The 17665-nt window shown below is 69.6% G+C and carries 10 protein-coding genes; 5 read left to right on the top strand and 5 right to left on the bottom strand.

The window, feature by feature from the left end; genetic code table 11:
• Positions 1-26 precede the first annotated feature (26 nt).
• The 3 genes from AB0H50_RS22410 to AB0H50_RS22400 all read right to left on the bottom strand — a co-directional run bounded on the left by AB0H50_RS22410 (position 27) and on the right by AB0H50_RS22400 (position 9470).
• Positions 27-7391: an amino acid adenylation domain-containing protein gene (locus AB0H50_RS22410; protein ID WP_357455786.1), complete on the bottom strand. Its 7365-nt coding sequence runs from the start codon at positions 7389-7391 to the stop codon at positions 27-29.
• Between the two features lie 236 nt (positions 7392-7627).
• Positions 7628-8611 carry a LuxR C-terminal-related transcriptional regulator gene (locus AB0H50_RS22405; RefSeq protein WP_357455783.1) on the bottom strand — a complete coding sequence of 328 codons (984 nt, stop codon included), beginning with the start codon at positions 8609-8611 and terminating at the stop codon, positions 7628-7630.
• 118 nt (positions 8612-8729) lie between these two features.
• Positions 8730-9470, bottom strand: coding sequence for a M23 family metallopeptidase (locus AB0H50_RS22400; protein WP_357455780.1), 741 nt, complete (start codon positions 9468-9470; stop codon positions 8730-8732).
• A 337-nt stretch (positions 9471-9807) separates the two neighbouring features.
• Between AB0H50_RS22400 and AB0H50_RS22395 the strand changes: the two genes are divergently transcribed.
• The gene (locus tag AB0H50_RS22395) at positions 9808-10872 is read left to right on the top strand and encodes a nitronate monooxygenase (RefSeq protein WP_357455777.1); all 1065 of its coding nucleotides are present in this window, start codon (positions 9808-9810) and stop codon (positions 10870-10872) included.
• Between the two features lie 67 nt (positions 10873-10939).
• The gene (locus AB0H50_RS22390; RefSeq protein WP_357455774.1) at positions 10940-11332 is read left to right on the top strand and encodes an SCO5389 family protein; all 393 of its coding nucleotides are present in this window, start codon (positions 10940-10942) and stop codon (positions 11330-11332) included.
• Positions 11333-11397: 65 nt separating this feature from the next.
• Here the strand turns inward: AB0H50_RS22390 and AB0H50_RS22385 are convergent, their stop codons facing one another.
• Positions 11398-12861 (bottom strand): NAD(P)/FAD-dependent oxidoreductase, encoded by a 1464-nt coding sequence (locus tag AB0H50_RS22385; protein ID WP_357455771.1) that lies wholly within the window; start codon positions 12859-12861, stop codon positions 11398-11400.
• 117 nt (positions 12862-12978) lie between these two features.
• Here AB0H50_RS22385 and AB0H50_RS22380 point away from each other — a divergent pair, with 117 nt between their 5' ends.
• From AB0H50_RS22380 to AB0H50_RS22370, 3 genes are all read left to right on the top strand, one after another.
• Positions 12979-13371, top strand: coding sequence for a metalloregulator ArsR/SmtB family transcription factor (locus AB0H50_RS22380; RefSeq protein ID WP_357455768.1), 393 nt, complete (start codon positions 12979-12981; stop codon positions 13369-13371).
• A 278-nt stretch (positions 13372-13649) separates the two neighbouring features.
• Positions 13650-14585, top strand: a complete 936-nt coding sequence (locus tag AB0H50_RS22375; RefSeq protein ID WP_357456139.1) for a cation diffusion facilitator family transporter — start codon at positions 13650-13652, stop codon at positions 14583-14585.
• A 158-nt stretch (positions 14586-14743) separates the two neighbouring features.
• Complete coding sequence (locus AB0H50_RS22370; RefSeq protein ID WP_357455766.1) at positions 14744-16381, top strand: long-chain fatty acid--CoA ligase; 1638 nt, start codon at positions 14744-14746, stop codon at positions 16379-16381.
• A 47-nt stretch (positions 16382-16428) separates the two neighbouring features.
• Here the strand turns inward: AB0H50_RS22370 and AB0H50_RS22365 are convergent, their stop codons facing one another.
• Complete coding sequence (locus AB0H50_RS22365) at positions 16429-17634, bottom strand: AI-2E family transporter (protein WP_357455764.1); 1206 nt, start codon at positions 17632-17634, stop codon at positions 16429-16431.
• Between the last annotated feature and the right edge of the window lie 31 nt (positions 17635-17665).

The following is a 17665-nucleotide window of genomic DNA, read 5'->3' as shown; positions in this document are numbered from 1 at the left end:
GTCGCCGGGCGTATCACGGCCGCGAGTCACACCCGCATCGGTAGCAATTCGGCCAGTGCGACAACCAGTTCCACCGCGCCGACGGTCGGTGGAATCTCCGTGTCGTCGACGACAACGACCCGCAGATCCTCCAAGTCGTCGGTCCGGATCGCGTCCAGCCGCATCCGGTCGGCAAGCAGGTGGGTGACCCACTCGTCGGCCAGCGCTTCCGACAGCTCGGCTCGCGGATCGGGAACGAGCACCACCGAAGCGCCTGCGATGCCTGCCGCCACCAGCTCCAGCAGCGCCGCGAACGAACCGGGCCTGCCGCCGTGATAGGTGCGCGATTCGAACGTCAGCTCGGTCCGCGCGCGGAGCCGGGCGACCGCCGCGGCCAGCTCGTCGTAGCTGCGGACGACGTCGACGGACACGAACGCCGGATCGGCGCCGCGCAGCGCGCGCGTGCGATGGGCATAGGTCACCGGGCGCGCCGACTGCGCCGCCGCTTCCGCCAGCACCGCTGGGTCGTCGAGCGCCAGCCAGTCGATGCCGCCGGTGAGCACCGGCTCGCCCGCCATCAGGCCGATCTCGACGGGCAGCCCCGTGGGCACCCCCGCTTCGGCTTCGGTCGTCGCCACCACGGCGGCGCCCGCCTTGAGCACGGCCCACGCGGCAACCGCCCAGGCGACACCGCGTTTGAGCTGGATTGCGACGCCGGAGCCCGGCCCGACGCCCCGGGCGATGAGCAGTCGCGCCAGCCGCGAGGACCGCGCGTCGAGCTCCTGGTAGGAGATCTCCTCCTCGCCCCAGGCCAGCGCGGGACCATCGGGATCGTCCTCGACGGCCGCGGTGAACGCCTGGGCGAGCGTCGTCCCACCGGTGGTGGTCGCGGGCTCGGCCGTGCTGCTCGCCGCGCCGCCGAGCAGCCGCTCGCGCTCGTCGGCGTCGAGAATGTCGATGTCGCCCACCAGAATCTGCGGGTCGGCGACCACGGCGGCCAGGATGCGCTCGAAGCGGCGGCCCAGCGTGTGCACGGTCGCCTCGTCGTACAGGTCGGTGGCGTAGGTGAAGACGGTGGCCAGCCCGCAGGGCGCGCCCTGCTCGGAGTAGGTCGGCGCGACGTTCACCTGAAGGTCGAACTTGGCGGCCACCGCACCCGAATCCACCGCGGCGACGGTCGATCCGGGCAGCGCGAGCCGCGGCGTCTCGGTGTTCTGGAAGTTCAGCACCACCTGGAACAGCGGGTTGTGCGCGCTGCCACGGCCGGGCGCGGCCACCTCGGCGACCCGCTCGAACGGGACGTCGGCGTTGGCGAACGCGCCGAGATCGGTTTCCCGCGCCCGCTCCACCAGCTCGTCGAAGGTGGCCGACGCGGCGACCGGTGTCCGCAGGGTGAGGGTGTTGACGAACATGCCGACCAGATCGTCCAGCGCCCGCTCGCCGCGACCGGCGACGGCGGTGCCGATCGCGATGTCCGAAACGCCGGACAGCCGCGCCAGCAGCACCGCCAGTGCGGCGTGCACAACCATGAACAGCGACGACCTGTGGTCGCGCGCGATGCGTTCCAGCCCGGCGTGGATCTCCGGGGCGATCCACAGATCGGCGGTCGCGCCGCGCGTCGAAGGCACCGCGGGCCGCGGACGATCCTGCGGCAGTTCGAGCAGGCCCGGCAGGCCCGTGAGCCGTTCCCGCCAGTACACGAGCTGCCTTGCCGCCAAAGAGTTCTCGTCGTCCTCCGCACCGACAACCGCGCGCTGCCAGAGCGCGAAATCGGCGTACTGGACCGCGAGCGGCGGCCAGGCCGGTTCCTGTCCCGCGGTCCTGGCGAGGTAGGCCGTCATCAGGTCGCGGGAGAGCGGGGCGACCGAAGCGCCGTCGGCGCAGATGTGGTGCACCACGACGACGAGCAGCCAGCCCGCATCGTCGGCGAGCAACCGGATACGCACCGGAACCAGTTGCGTCACATCGAATCCCGTGTCGACGAGGGCAGCCGCGGCGGCCTGCGCGTCGTCGACGGTCGCCACCTCGAGCCCCTCCGGCAGCACCTCGCGCACCGAGAGGATCTCCTGGTACGGAGCCTGCCCGTGCCCGTCCGCAGGGAAGCGCGTACGCAGCGACTCGTGCCTGGCCAGCACGTCCTCGACCGCGGCGGAGAGCGCAGGGACATCCAGCGCGCCGCCGAGCCGGATGACGAAAGGGATGTTGTACGACGCCGAGGCCGGGTCCAGCTGGTTGAGCACCCACATGCGCTGCTGGGCCAGCGACAGCGGCACCCGCTCCGGTCGGGCCGCGGCGGTCAGCGGCGGACGGGACGCACCGCCGGTCGCGCCCGGCACCACCCGGGCCGCCAGCGCGGCGACAGTCGATGCCTCGAACAGTTCGCGCACCGAGATCCCGGTGTCCAGCGCCTCGTTGACGCGAGCGACGGCGCGGGTGGCCAGCAGCGAGTTGCCGCCGAGTGCGAAGAAATCGTCGTCCAAGCCGACCGTCTTCGCGCCGAGCAGTTCGGAGAACACCTCGGCCACCGCGAGTTCGATGGGCGTGACCGGTGCGCGGTAGGCGGCCGCACCGGCGAAGACGGGCGCGGGCAGGGCTTTGCGATCCAGTTTGCCGGAGGCATTGACCGGGAAGGCGTCCAGCACGACCAGCGCGGCGGGCACCATGTACCCGGGCAGGGACGCGCCGAGGGCGGCGGTCAGATCGCGGGTGTCGATCACGGTATCCGGTTCGGCGACAACGTAACCCACCAGCTGATCACCGGCGTGCTGATCCGAGCGCACCACGACCACCGACTGCGCGACACCCGGCTGCGCCAGCAGCGCAGCCTCGATCTCACCCAGCTCGATACGTAGGCCACGCAACTTCACCTGGAAGTCGGTGCGACCCAAGTACTCCAGCTCACCTGTGGCGGGCCCACCCCTCATCGAATCGGTTCGTGATGCGGGCAGCCATTTGACCAAGTCACCCGTGCGATACATCCGCGAACCGGCCGCACCGTAGGGGTTGGCGACGAAACGATCCGACGTCAGATCGCTGCGACCCAGGTACCCGAGCGCCAGCTGATCGCCAGCCAGGTACAACTCACCCGCCACACCGGGCGCGACCGGGCCGAGCCTGGCATCGAGGACGTAGACCTGCGTGTTCCACACCGGACGACCGATCGGCACCGACACCTCATCGGCGTCGATCACCTCGTGGTAGGTGACGTCCACGGCCGCCTCGGTCGGGCCGTAGAGATTGTGCACACGCGCACCGGTCAGCTCACGCAACCGCTGCGCCGTCGGCGCGGGCAACGCCTCACCGGACGCGAACACCTGACGCAGGCTCGTCGTGGAAGCGTGTGCGCCGCCACGATTTTCGTCGCCCAACGTCGAGACGAAGACGGAGAGCATCGACGGCACGAAATGCGCTGTCGTCACGCCCTGTTCGGCGATGACTTGCGCGAGGTACATCGGATCGCGATGACCGTCCGGCTTCGCCACGACCAAGCGCGCACCGACCTGCAACGGCCAGAAGAACTCCCACACCGACACGTCGAACGTCGCTGGCGTCTTCTGCAACACCACGTCGTCGACGTCCAGCGGGTACTCGTGCTGCATCCACGCCAGGCGGTTCACGATCGCGGCATGGCTCACGGCGACGCCCTTGGGCCTGCCGGTGGAACCGGACGTGAAGATCACGTAGGCGATGTCACCGGGCCGGATCGGGCGGACGCGTTCCCGGTCCGTGATCGGCTTGGCGCCGAACGCATTCGATTCCAAGTCGTTCAGGTCGAGCACGGTCGTCCGCTCGGATCGGAAGTCGTCCCGCGACGTCGTCAGCACCATTGCGGGCCGAGCCGTCTCCAGCACGTGATCCACACGCTCGGCGGGTTGATCCGGATCGAGCGGGACGTACCCCGCGCCCGCCTCCAGTACCGCGTACATCGCGACGACCAACTCGGTCGACCGTCGAATCGCCAGAGCCACAAGCGAACCGGGGCCGACACCGCGCGCGTGCAGCGCTCGCGCGACCCGGTGCACCCGCACCGCGAACCGCGCGTAGTTCAGCCGTTCGCCCTCGAACACCACGGCCGTCGCGTACGGCATCGCCGCGGCTTGTTTCTGGAACAGCGAGACCAGCGTCGCGGCGGGCACCCGGTGCGCCGTGTCGTTCCAGCCGGTGAGCACGGCCGCGCGCTCGTCGGCGGTGAGCAGGTCGATGTCACCCACCGGCATTCGCGAATCGGCGACCACGGCGGTCAGCACGCGCACGAACCGCTCCGCGAAACCACGGACCGTCGCCTCATCGAAAATGTCGGTGGCGTAGGTGATCTCGGCCGAAATACCCTGCGCCGCATCGCGGCGATCGCCGCGTTCGGCGAAGGCGAACTGCAAGTCGAACTTGGCCAGCGGCACCGCCATGTCCACACCGGACACCGTCAAGCCGGGCAGCTCCAACTCGGTCCGTGCCAAATTCTGGAAGGTCAGCATCACCTGGAACAGCGGATGACGCGCCGCCGAACGCACCGGGTCGAGCAGCTCGACCAGCCGCTCGAACGGCACGTCGGCGTGACCGAAGGCCGCCACGTCCGTGGCGCGCACGGCAGCGAGCAGGTCACCGAAACTCGCCGACGGGTCGACGTCGGAGCGCAGCACCAGGGTGTTGACGAACATGCCGATCACGTCGTCGAGCGCCGCGTCGCCGCGACCGGCGATGGGCGTGCCGATGGCGATGTCCCGCGTGCCGGAAAGACGGGCGAGCAGCGCGGAGAGCGCCGCGTGCACCACCATGAACAACGTCGAATTGTGTTCCTGTGCCAGCTGATTCAGCGCGGCATGAACTTCGGGCGCGATCTCGAAAGTGTGCGCGCCGCCGCGATAGGTGGCCGCGGCGGGACGCGGGCGATCGGCGGGCAGCTCCAATTGCTCGGGCAGCCCGGCCAATTCCGCGCGCCAGAACTCGATCTGCTGCGCCAGCACCGAATCCGGATCGTCCTCGCTGCCGAGCACCTCGCGCTGCCACAGCGTGAAATCGGCGTACTGCACGGTGGGTTCGGGAATTCGCGCCGCGCCGCCGGACAGACGTCGACCGTAGGCTGTCATCAGATCGCGCGTCAGCGGGCCCATCGAGAAACCGTCACCGGCGATGTGGTGCACCACGCACACCAGCACGTGCTCGGTCTCGCTCACCGCCAGCAGGCCTACGCGCACCGGAGGGGCGGACGTCACGTCGAAGCCGGTGGTCACCGCGGCCGCAACCAGGGCGGGCACGTCGGCCGACGTCGTCGTTTCGACCGCGAGCTCCGGCACCGCGCGCGGATCGTCCACGGGCAGCACCCGCTGGAAGCCTTCGCCGTCGACGTCCGGATAGACGGTCCGCAGCACCTCGTGCCCCGCGACCAGATCGCGGACCGCACCGCGCAGCGCCTCGACGTCCAGCGGACCGGACAGCCGCACGGCCACCGGGATGTTGTTCACCGCGCTCGCCGGATCGAACCTGTTCAGGAACCACATCCGCTGCTGCGCATAGGAAAGCGGAATCCGCTCGGGGCGGGTCCGCGGCCCGAGCTCCTGCCCGCCCGCCGACCCGGCCCGCCGCTCGACCAGTTCGGCCAGCGCCGCCACCGTGCTCGCCTCGAACAGCAGCTGCACCGGCACCCTGGTGTCGAGCGCGGCGCCGATACGGGCCGCGGCCTGCGCGGCGAGCAGCGAATTCCCGCCGAGCTCGAAGAAGTCGTCGTCCGCGCCGACCCGGGCGGCGTCGGGCGCGCCCACCAGCAGGAGCGCGCCGAACACGTCGGCCACGATCTCCTCCACCGGCGTCGAGGGGGCGCGAAACTCGCGCGCGGCGAACTCCGGCTCCGGCAGCGCGGCGCGGTCCAGCTTGCCCACCGGGGTCAGCGGGATCTCGTCCAGCACCACCAGCGCGGCGGGAATCATGTAGCCGGGCAACGAGTCCCCGAGCTGGGATCGCACGGCGTCCACGTCCAGCGTCGCGCCCGCGCGCGGCAGCAGGTAGGCCACCAGCGCGGTCGCGCCGGAAGACAACGTCTTTCCGATGGTCACCGCGTAATCGATGTCGGGGTGCGCGGTCAGCGCGTTGTCGATCTCGCCGAGCTCGATGCGGAAACCGCGGATCTTCACCTGGAAGTCCGAGCGGCCGAGGTACTCGATGACGCCGTCGGATTCGCCGCGGCGCACCAGGTCACCGGTCCGGTACAGCCGAGAGCCCAGCTGCCCGGTCTCCGCGCCGAACGGGCTCGCCACGAAACGTTCCGCCGTCAGGCCGGGACGGCCGAGATAGCCCTGCGCCAGCGCGGGTCCGGCCAGATACAGCTCGCCGACCACGCCCGCGGGAACCGGACGCAGCTGAGTGTCCAGCACGAACGCACCGACACCCGGAATGGACGTGCCGATGGTCACCGGCGCGTCCGCCCGCATCGGTGGAGTGCTCGTCGCCAGGATGGTGGCCTCGGTGGGGCCGTAGCCGTTGTAGAAGCGGCGATCGCCGACGGCCCAGCGGCCGACGAGCTCCGGGCCGAACCGGTCACCGGCCACCACCACGACGCGCAGGTCGTCCAGTCCGGCGGGATCCACCGACTCCAGCGCGCCCGGCGTGATCAGCATGTGCGTCACCCGTTCGCGGCGCAGCAGATCGGCGAGCTCGAACCCGCCGAACACGCCCGGCGGCGAGATCACCAGCGTCGCACCGGCCGAGAACGCGAGCAGCAACTCCAGCACGGACACGTCGAAGTTCGGCGAGCACACGTGCAGCACACGCGAATCGCCGTCGACCCCGTAGTGATCGCGCTCGGCGGCCACCAACCCGGCCAGTCCGGAGTGGGTGACCACGACACCCTTCGGCCTTCCGGTCGAACCGGAGGTGTAGATGACGTACGCCGGATGCCGCTCGTCCAGGGTGCGCACCCGGTCGGCGTAGGAGATGGGATGCGTGGGCAGCCCGGCGATCCGGGCGCTGTGTCCGGGATCGTCCAGCGGCAGCCACGCGATCGCGTCGTCGAACGCGGCACGGTGCGCCGCTGTGGTGAGACCGAGGACGGCCCCGGAGTCGGACACGATGTGCGCGATGCGCTCGGCGGGATAGGCCGGATCGACCGGAACGTAGGCGGCGCCGGTCTTGGCGATCGCCCAGACCGACAGCACCGACTCGATGCCGCGGGCGATCCCGATGGCCACCACGTCGCCGGGACCGATGCCGCGCCCGATGAGCTCGCGGGCCAGGCGAGAGGACGATTCGTCCAGGTCACGATAGGTGAGCTCGCGGTCGTCCTCGGGCGCGCCGGTCGGGTTGTAGCGCACCGCAATCGAATCGGACGCCGACTCCACCGCCGCGGTTAGCAGCTGACCGAACAGCGGGCTGCTCACCCTCCGGCGACGGCTGCCACGGACCGAGCGACGGGCTCCATCCATCGAGTTACTTCACCTCTCGCATCGCGAGGCCGTCCGACCACGCTGTCGAACCGTCCCCACCCCTGCAGTTGGGCCCTGAACCGCGGCCCCGTGCCGCAGACCAATATACGCAGACCGATCGCACCGTCTGCGCGAGCGTGGACGCGCGCGCAGACGCTGATAGCCGCCCGCAACCATTGGTCTGCAGCGGAAGTGCTGTGAAAGCCACAATCCCGCTAAACAATTAGTGTGTCAGCTCACAGCCAACCGCGGCGGGTGGCTTGTACGCCCGCTTGGAATCGGGTGCTCGCGCCGAGTCGCTCCAGCAGCCGCGCGGTGCGGCGCACCACCGTGCGCCGGGACATGCCGAGCCTGCGGGCGATCGTGTCGTCGGTGGCGCCGAGGCCCATGAGCGTGAGGATCGCCTTGTCACGGTCGTCGAGTTCGTCGGCGGCGGGGTTCACCGAGATCGGCGCGGCAAGCGACCACAGCACGTCGAAGGTACGCACCAGCAGCCGCAGTGCGGGAGATGCGGTGAAGCGCAAGCCCATCGGGTCGGGGCGGCGTTCGTCGGCGTGCAGCACCAGGTTGGCGCGCTCGTCGTCGACGATGATCAGCTTGAACGGCGGTTCGGGCAGCGTCCGCGCCTGCGCGCCGCTGGCGTTGGTGGACAGCGCGTGACGTAGTCGTTCCGCGTCCTGGTAGATCGTGTCCTGGTAGAGGGTTTGGTAGCGGATGCCCTCGCCGATCCTGGCCCGCTTCAACAGGTACTGCTGGTTCTCGCGCTCGACGTCGCTCAGATAGGGGCCGCGTTCGATGATCTTGACCGAGTTGCGCGCCGAGGTCTGCATCTCCTCGAAATCGGCCAGCATCTCCAGGCGTTCGAAGACCGGAACGATCGAACCGTTGCCGCGCGGCGACCGTCGCACCGAGCGGAACGTCTCGCTGAGCCGGGCGGCGGCGGCGTGCATCTGATTGATCTCGTGCTGGCGGCGTCGAGCCTCGGCCTCCGACAACGATTCCGGGGCGTGCGCGTCCCAGATCGGTTCGCCCTCGGAATCCTCCAGCCGGACGGCGGCCTGCAACGCGCACAGGATCTCCAGCGTGGCGGCCGCCTCTTCCGGCGTCACGTCGAGATAGCGCGCGATATCGGCCAGGCCGGATCGGGGATGGTGCACCAGCACGGCGTAGGTGCGCCCGTGCGGTGATCCTGGCTCGAAGATATCGCCCAGCTCGGTCACGGCCCGAGCCTAACCGGCGCAGCCGGACGAGCCGGAGCGGATGCGGAGGTACGCCTAACCGGCACTGCCGGAAGGCAATCCGTCGAGTGGAGGGGAAACTTCAAGCCGGGCAGCGGGTTCAGTGCGCGGACGGGCCCCAGTGCATCGGGACGCCCTTGGACGCGAGATACGGCATCGGGTCGATCTTGGCGCCGTTCCGGTCCCAGATCTCCAGGTGCAGGTGCGGGCCGGTGGACTGGCCGCGGTTGCCGACGGAGGCGATCACGTCGCCCGCGCGGACCCGCTGGCCCTCGCTGACGAACATGTCGTTGACGTGGCCGTAGACGGCGGTGGTGCCGTCGTCCTGCAGCACACGCACCCACAGGCCGAAGCCGGACGCCGGGCCCGCCTCGATCACGGTGCCGTTGCTGACGGAGTGGATCGGCGCGCCGAGCTGGTCGGCGAAGTCGATGCCGTAGTGGAACTGGCCCCAGCGGGTGCCGTATCCGGAGCTGATCGCGCCCGCGACCGGACGCACCGCAGGCGCGGGGGCGACCTGCTGGTGCACGCCCTTGAGGACGTCCTCGACCTGGGCCAGCGGGCCCGCGATCTCGGGCGGCAGGTTGTTGAAGCCGAAGGGAGCGGCGACCGGCGCGGCCACGGGGGCCGCCTCGGGCGCGGCGACCTCGGCCACCGGCGCCGCGACCTGCTTGGCCGCCGCGACATTCTGGATATCGGCGGTGCCCTTGAAGGTGATCTCGTCCGCGGCGTTGTCGGCGTCGCGCGAGGGCGCCAGCGGGGAGGCGTTGGCAATGGCCGGAGCGAGCTGGGCGACGCCGCCGATCAGCGCGCCTGCGGCGACAGCCGCACCCGCGGCCACGCGGACCCGCTCGATCTGGCCCGACTCGGCACGGTGCCGCGTCCGCCGACCCGTAACGCCATCGCCGATGAGGCTCTCGACCGTAATGGAACTGGGGCCTACCCGGTGCTGCGACAAAGCTTCGTCCTAGCGTCCGACAATATTTGTGAACGAAGGCCGCCGCGTCGCGAACGTGATACCGGTCCGGCCGAAACCCGCGATGTCCGAGGGTTCGGATTTCCCGGTGACCGAAGTTTGTAACGTTTCGGCATCCGTTGTGACGGGAACTCTACCCTGTCGTGACCATTCCGCAACCTTCGATGGTGAAATCGCAGGTGAGAGCTGGGTACTGGTCTCGATGGGCGAGACTTGGGCCGTGATCATCGATGAATTACGCGTCCCGATCGTGCTCGCGCCCATGGCGGGCGGACCCTCCACCCCGGAGCTGACCGCCGCGGTCGCCGACGCGGGCGGACTCGGCGTCCTGGCCGCCGGTTACCTGAGCGCGGCCGACACCGCCGACCGAATCGCCGCGACCCGCGCGCTCACCGACGCGCCGCTCGGCGTGAACCTCTTCGCACCGGGACCGCCGGCCCCGCCCGCCGACTACGCGGACTACCTCGCCGAGCTCGGCGCCGGGCACCAGCTCGGCACGGCGAAGCACGACACCGACGACTGGGACGCCAAGCTCGACCTGCTCGTCGAGACTCCGGTCGCGGTCGTCACCACGACCTTCGGCTGCCCCACCGCCGCCGAGGTGCACCGGCTGCACGCGGTGGGCACCGAAGTCTGGGTGACCGTGACCTCGGTCGCCGAGGCCGAGATCGCCGTCGCCGCGGGCGCCGACGTGCTGGTCGCCCAGGGCGCCGAAGCGGGCGGGCATCGCGCCACCTTCGTCGACCGGGTCGCCGACGACACGGTCGATCCGCTCGGCCTGCTCGCCCTGCTGCAACTGCTCACCGCCGCGGTGCACGTGCCGATCGTGGCCGCGGGCGGAATCGCCACCGGCGCGGGCATCGCCGCCGCACTCGCCGCGGGCGCGTCCGCAGCGCAGTTGGGCACGGCGTTCCTGCGCTGCAGGGAAGCGGGCACCAACCCGGTGCATCGCGCGGCCGTGCCGAGCGAAGCGCCCACCATGCTCACCCGCGCCTTCACCGGACGCCGCGCCCGCGGCCTGCGCAACGAGTTCATGGTCGAGCACAGCGCGACAGCGCCCGCCGCGTATCCGGAAATCCACTACGCGACAGGACCGTTGCGGGCCGCCGCACGGGCCGCGGGCAACCCGGAGGAAGTGAACCTGTGGGCTGGCCAGACCCAGGCTCTGACGCCCGAGCTACCGGCTCGTGAACTGGTCGCCGAGCTGGCCGCCGCGACGAAAACCGCACTGGAATCGGCACTTTCGCGACGAATCCAGGATTGTTGACAACCACTTTCGATTAGACTCATGGCGCATCGCACGGCATCCACCCCATCCCAAGGAGGAGAGCGCCATGTCCCTCGACGTACCTGCCGCACTGCTGGAACGCGCCGAACGCGGCGAGATCGACGACGCCGATTTCGTAGAATGCGTCCGGAACTCGCTTCCCTACGCCTGGGAGGTCGTGAGCCGGGTGGTCGGTGAATTGAAGTCGGGCACCGCCGAATTCGCCGACAACGTGGTACCGCCGCCGGACGAGGTGGCCCGCGGCCAGCTGCTGCGCGCCCTCGCCTCGGACGCCATCCGCGGCGGCCTGGAGCGGCACTTCGGTGTGAAGCTCGCCTTCCAGAACTGCCACCGTGTCGCGGCCTTCCCGGTGTCCTCGGTCGGCGGCGAGACCTACACCACGTTCATCGGCACCAGGGCCCAGCTGCTCAACCAGAGCCCGGAGCTGCGTAACTGCTGATCACAGCAGGCGACTCGCCCCGTCCGGTCGGTGCAGGGGCCGACCGGACAGGGGCGAGTCGTGTGTCAGGCGGTGGCGCGGGCCTCGTCGTAATCGGACGGGTCGAAAGTCCTTGTCTTCCAGCGGTAGAGGACCGTGGCGCCCGGCCAATTGTTGGTGATGCGCCCCGCCGCGTTGCGGTACCAGCTGGAGCAGAAGTTCCACGGAGTGTCCTTCAGCCTGCGCTGCAGCCAGTCGTCCCAGTCCTGTTCGACCTTCGCGCGGGCGGCGAGACAGCGGCCGGGATGCTTCGCCAGGTACTCCACCACCTGCCGGATGTAGCGGGCCTGGGATTCGAGCATGTAGATGATCGACCCCGAGCCCACATTGGTGTTCGGGCCGTACATCATGAACAAGTTCGGGAAGTACGGAACCGAAAGTCCCAGGTAGGCGCGGGCTCCCGCGTCGCCCCACACGTCGGCGAGCTTGCGGCCGCCGACACCGTAGATGTTCATCGGGGCGAGGAATTCGGTGCCCTTGAAGCCCGTGCCGTAGACGATCACGTCGACCGGGTGCTCGACGCCGTCGACGGTGCGGATGCCGGTCGGCGTGACGGCTTCGATCGCCGTCGTCTCCACGGTGACGTTCGGCTGGGCGAGCGCGGGGAAGTACTCGTTGGAGAACAGTCCGCGCTTGCATCCGGCGGCGTAGTCGGGCGTCAGCTTCGCGCGCAATTCCTGGTCGGGCACCTGTTTTTCGCGATGCCGGTCGGCGAGGGCGATCACCGGGGTCTTGATGGCCGGTATGTCGGTCAGCGCGAGCGCGAGCACCTCGAAGAACGACCAGATCGCGAACCGCTCGGCCCATCGGCTCGGCGGGAAGTACTTGAACAGCGCGTGATGCAGTGCGCTGTACTCGACGTCGGGCTTGGGCAGCACCCAGGCCGCCGAACGCTGGAAGAGCGTGAGGTGCTCGACCTTCGGCTGGATGCGCGGAATGTACTGGATCGCACTGGCTCCGGTGCCGATGCAGGCCACCCGCTTGCCGGTCAGGTCGATCTCGTGGTTCCACTCGGCGGAGTGGAAGGCGGGTCCGGTGAAGGTGTCGATGCCGGGCAGGTTGGGCAGCGCGGGCCTGGACAGCTGGCCGACTGCGGGGATGAGAATGTCCGCGCTCAGCCGCGTTCCCTCGGCGGTGCTGATCTGCCAGCGGCCGGTTCGCTCGTCGAATTCGGCGTCGGTGACCTCGGTGCCGAAGCGGATGTAGCGGGCCAGGTCGTGCTTGCCTGCGACTCCGCGCATGTAGTCGTGGATGTCGCGCTGTTCGGAAAAGCGCCGCGGCCAATCGGATTTGGGTTCGTAGGACCACGAGTACAGCGGCGAGGGCACGTCGCACGCGGCGCCGGGATAGGTGTTCTCCCGCCAGACCCCACCGAGATCGGCGGCCCGTTCCAGGATGGTGAAGTTCTCCAGCCCGGCGCGCCGCAGCTCGAGCGCCATGCCGAGCCCCGCGAATCCGGCCCCGATGATGATGATGGTCGGCGTTGACATGTTCCGAGCGTAAAGCGGGCGACCGGCCGCCACCGAGGCATCAGCGGTCACCTAATCAACATTTCCGGCCACATCGCAGGCATACCCCGGAGCGTCTACATGTTCTATTATCTGCGTATGAATGCAGATAACCAGCCATTGCGGCCGCCGATCGCCGAGGACCAGGTCCGGCTGGTCGTCGAGGTGTTCCGCATGCTGGCCGACCCGACCCGGGTGCAGATCCTGTGGGCGCTTGTCGATCGCGAGCTCTCGGTGAACGACCTGGCCGGACAGGCGGGCAAGCCCTCGCCCTCGGTCTCCCAGCACCTGGCCAAGCTGCGCATGGCGCGTCTGGTGCGCACCCGCAGGGCGGGCACCACGATCTTCTACAGCCTGGAGAACGAGCACGTCCGCCAGCTGGTGGTGGACGCGGTCTACAACGCCGAGCACGCCGGACCCGGCATCCCGCCGCACCACCGCGGCGCCGGCGCGGTCCTCGAACTGCCGGAGCGGAATCGAGCGACGCCGTGAGTCATACGAAACGACCATGGGGACAGTGGCATTCGCCGACCCCCGAGCTGATCGGCCGCGACTCCGAGCGGGAGGGCGAGGACCGGCACGGGCACGACCACGGGGGCGAAGCGGAACTCCAGCCGGGCCACACACACGACCAGAGCGACGGGCACACGCACGACAACGAACACGACGGGGACCGCAGACGCCGCCATGAGCGCAGCGACAGTCGCGCTCACGACCACGAGCACGGACACGCGCACGACCACGAGCACGACCACGACCACCCCGGCGGTCTGCGCGGCATCCTCCGCGAGATCTTCGCCCCGCACAGCCACGACGCCGCGGACAGCATCGATGACGCGCTCGAGGCCAGCGCGGTCGGCATCCGCGCCGTCAAGATCAGCCTCGTGGTGCTCGGCCTCACCGCCGCGCTCCAGGCCCTCGTCGTCGTGGTCTCCGGATCGGTGGCGCTGGCCGCCGACACCATCCACAACTTCTCCGACGCGCTCACCGCGGTTCCGCTGTGGATCGCGTTCGCGCTCGGCCGCCGGGCGGCCACCCGCCGCTACACCTACGGTTTCGGCCGGGCCGAGGATCTCGCCGGGCTCTTCGTCGTCGCGATGATCGCGCTGTCGGCGCTGATCGCGGGGTACGAGGCGGTGCGCAGACTCGTCCAGCCGGTGCCGATCGATCACCTGGGCTGGGTCGCGCTGGCCGGGCTGATCGGCTTCCTCGGCAACGAGATCGTGGCGCTGTACCGGATCCGGGTCGGGCGGCGTATCGGGTCGGCGGCGCTGGTCGCCGACGGATTGCACGCGCGCACCGACGGATTCACCTCGCTCGCCGTGCTGCTCGGCGCGGCCGGTGTGGCGCTTGGCTTCCCGCAGGCCGATCCGATCATCGGCTTGGTGATCACGCTGGCCATTCTGGCCGTGCTGCGTACCGCGGCGCGGGACGTCTTCCACCGGCTGATGGACGGGGTCGAACCGGCTCTCGTGGCGAACGCGGAGCGGGCGCTCGCGGCCGAGCCCGGCGTCGAAGGGGTGCGCAGCCTGCGCATGCGCTGGATCGGTCACCGGTTGCACGCCGACGTGGAAATCGACGTCGCGCCGACCATCACGCTGGCCGACGCGCACCGCCTCGCGCACGAGGCCGAGCACACCCTCACGCATGCCGTGCCGAAGCTGGACACCGCCCTGGTGCACGCTTATCCGGCCCACATCCTTTGAGCGATATAGCTTTTCGTTTGCCGTGCTGACCTGCGGAAACTGAGGGCGGATGCCCCTGTTTTCGATTTCGGTTCCGACCCGTCGCGGTGTGACCGCCCTTCGGTAGCATCGCCGATGTGACGTGGCTCATGCCGCCACTGAGGATGAAGGAGTTACCGATGTTGAGCACCATGCAGGACGAGCCGCTCTCGCTGGCGACGCTGCTGAAGTACGCCTCGACCTTTCAGGGCGATAGCACGGTGTCCACCTGGACCGGCACCGGCGTGCGGACCATGACCTACCGCGAGATGGGCGCCGAGTCGGCTCGACTGGCGAATGCGCTGCGCGGGTTCGGCATCGGCGTCGGCGACCGGGTCGGCACGTTCATGTGGAACAACAACGAGCACATGGTCGCCTACATCGCGGTGCCCGCCATGGGCGCGGTGCTGCACGCGCTCAACATCCGCCTGTTCCCCGAGCAGCTGGTCTACGTGGCCAATCACGCTGAGGACCAGGTCGTCATCGTGGACGGCACCCTGGTGCCGATGTTCGCCCAGTACCTGCCGAACCTGAAGACGGTGCGCCACGTCATCGTCGCCAACGGCGACGCGTCCGCGCTGCAGGCTCCCGAGGGCGTGCAGGTGCACTCCTACAGCGAGCTGCTCGCCGCCCAGCCGGACACCTTCGACTTCCCGGTGATCGACGAACGGTCCGCCGCGGCAATGTGTTACACCTCCGGCACCACCGGCGACCCGAAGGGCGTGGTGTACTCGCACCGCTCCAACTGGCTGCACGCCATGCAGGTCTGCTCGCCGATGGGCATGGGCTTCACCGGCTCCGACAACGTGCTGGCCATCGTGCCGCTGTTCCACGCCAACGCCTGGGGCCTGCCCTACGCCGCGCTGATGTCGGGCGCGAATGTGCTGATGCCCGACCGCTTCCTGCAGCCGGGCCCGCTGCTGGAGATGATGGCCGATCAGGTGCCGACCTTCGCCGCTGCCGTGCCGACCATCTGGGGCGGCGTGCTCGCGGGTCTGGCGGCCAAGCCGCAGGACATCTCGCACCTGCGCACCGCGGTGGTCGGCGGTTCGGCGGTGCCGCCCTCGATGATGCGCGCGTTCCAGGAGCAGCACGGTGTGCGCATTCTGCACGCCTGGGGCATGACCGAGACCTCCCCGCTGGGCAGCGTCGCGCACCCGCCCACCGGCGTCACCGGCGAGCAGGAGTGGGAATACCGTTACACCCAGGGCCGTTTCCCCGCCAGCGTGCAGGCGCGGCTGGTTGGTGACGACGGCGTGGTGGTGCCCAACGACGGCGAATCGCTGGGCGAGCTGGAGGTTCGCGGTCCGTGGATCACCGCCTCCTACTACTCCCCCGAGGGCGGGGTCATCGACCCGGACAAGTTCGACGACGGCTGGCTGCGCACCGGTGACGTCGGCAAGATCAGCCCGAACGGCTACCTCACCCTGGTCGACCGCTCCAAGGACGTGATCAAGTCCGGTGGTGAGTGGATCTCCTCGGTGGACCTGGAGAACGCCGTCATGGGTCACGCGGCCGTCGCCGAGGCCGCGGTCATCGGCGTGCCCGACGAGAAGTGGGACGAGCGGCCGCTGGTGGCGATCGTGCTGAAGGAGGGCACCGAGGCCAAGGCCGAGGAGCTGCGTGACTTCCTCGCCGACAAGTTCGCCAAATGGCAGCTGCCCGAGCGGTGGACGTTCATCGCCGAGGTGCCCAAGACCAGCGTCGGCAAGTTCGACAAGAAGCGCCTGCGCGCCCAGTACGCCGACGGCGACCTGACCGTCACGACGCTTTCCTGAGCGTCCACGAAGCCCGGTCACGTTGCGCGCGACCGGGCTTCGTGCCGTCAGGTGTCCGGATCGGTCCCGGCTCGGCGGGCGCGCTTGGCCTGCGCCCGGTCGATGCGCGGATCCTCGGTCACCTCATAGCGTTTCAGGTAGAGGCTCACGAACGACTGCACCGTGGCGATGGCCGGGATGGCGAGCAGCGCACCCACCGCGCCGAGCAGCGCACCGCCCGCCAGCACGGCGAGCAGGGCGACGGCCGGATTGACGTCCACGGTGCGCGCTGTCAGCTTCGGCTGCAGAACATAGTCCTGCAACTGCTGGTAGATGATGACGAACAGGATCACCCACACCGCGTCCAGCGGCCGGATCGTGAGCGCGACCAGGACCGGCAGCGCCCCGGCCAGATACGTTCCGACGGTCGGCACGAACGAGGCGACCACACCGAACCACACGCCCATCGCGATGGCGTTGGGCACGCCGAGCACCGCGAGGAAGATGCCGTGCGCGACCGCGGAGATCACCGCGAGCAGCGCGCGGGAATAGAGGTAGCCGCCGGTTTTCTGGATGGCGAGATCCCAGGCGTGCAGCACCGCGTTCTGCTTGGTCGGCGGCAGCAGCGAGCACACCGAGTGCCGCAGCTTCGGCCCGCCCGCGGTGAGATAGATACTGAACAGCGCGATGAGCAGCACCTTGGCCAGCCCGCCGACGATAGTGGCGGACAGTCCCCACACGTGGCCCGCGGCGTGCTCGGCGTATCCGGTGAGCGTGTCGGTGTCCTCGGTGAGCTGGCCGCGCAGTTGATCGAGGGTGAAGTCTTGGCGGAAGGTGCGATTCACCCAGTCGACCGAGTCGTTCACCAGCCGCGGCAGCGCGATCACCAGGTCGTGGACGGTCTCCACCAGCAGCGTGCCGAGCGCCACGACGAAACCCGCGGCGAACAACGACACCAGCACGAACACCACCGCCGTGCCGAGCCCGCGGGACATACCGCGCGCGGCCAGGCTGTCCACCGCGGGTTCCATCGCCAGCGAGACGAAGAACGCCACGAACAGCACGACGATCAACCCGATCAGCCGGTGCGCCGCCCAGTCGAGCAACTGGAACGCGCCGAGCAGCAAGAAGGCCAGCACCAGCGCCCTCGGCAACCACGGTGGCATCCGGCTGCGCACGGTTTCCGGGGCCGGCTCCTCGCGCGCCGCGACATCGGAGCCGGTGGGCTCCGATGCCTCGGGACCCGGCTCGGCGTCGGGCGGGTGGGCGACCACGAGCCCAGTGTGGCCGATCCCGCCGCGAATT

The sequence above is a fragment of the Nocardia sp. NPDC050793 genome, assembly GCF_040654065.1.
Classification (GTDB): Bacteria; Actinomycetota; Actinomycetes; order Mycobacteriales; family Mycobacteriaceae; genus Nocardia.
Note: the sequence above shows the minus strand (reverse complement) of the source record. Positions and strands in the feature narration are given on the sequence as shown.